Source organism: Clostridium sp. AM42-4, assembly GCF_003480105.1.
Lineage (GTDB): Bacteria > Bacillota > Clostridia > Lachnospirales > Lachnospiraceae > Brotaphodocola.
On sequence record NZ_QUIK01000055.1, the window covers coordinates 1 to 539 of the forward strand.

Sequence of the window (539 nt, forward strand, 5' to 3'; positions counted from 1 at the left end):
ATCACACGTTTTACATACCCCGGACTTCCAATAAGATCACGGTGTATGATTTCTTTTTTCTCCCATACAATCCGGATATTCTGTTCTGCAGCAATCTGTTCAATTACAACAAGCACTTCCTCAGAGATTTTGCTCAGATTAAATGGACTCTCTTCCAGAACAACTTCACCCGACTCCAGCTTACTCATGTCCAGAACATCATTTACCAGTTCCAGCAACAGATTGGATGCCGCTTTAACCTTTGTTCTGTATTCCTTCTGCTTCTCCATATCATCTGCATAATGGTCTGCCATATTGATCAAACCGTAGATTCCATTAATCGGAGTCCTGATATCGTGGCTCATACGATGAAGGAATTCTGTTTTTGCCTCATTGGCGGCTTCTGCCTTTTTTGCTGCTATCAGAAGTTCTGCTTTATATTTTTCATCTTTTTCAAATTCTTGTTTCCGGTGCGCCAGATTGGTTCTGTATGTCCAGAACCAGAATATGCCGGACATCAGAAAATAAAGAAAAATAACACCTATAACACTTAATGGAAG

1 protein-coding gene is annotated in these 539 nt (G+C 40.3%); it reads right to left on the bottom strand.

The window, feature by feature from the left end:
• On the bottom strand, positions 1-539 hold a 539-nt coding region (locus DW922_RS18225; protein ID WP_279221355.1), incomplete at both ends, for a histidine kinase dimerization/phospho-acceptor domain-containing protein.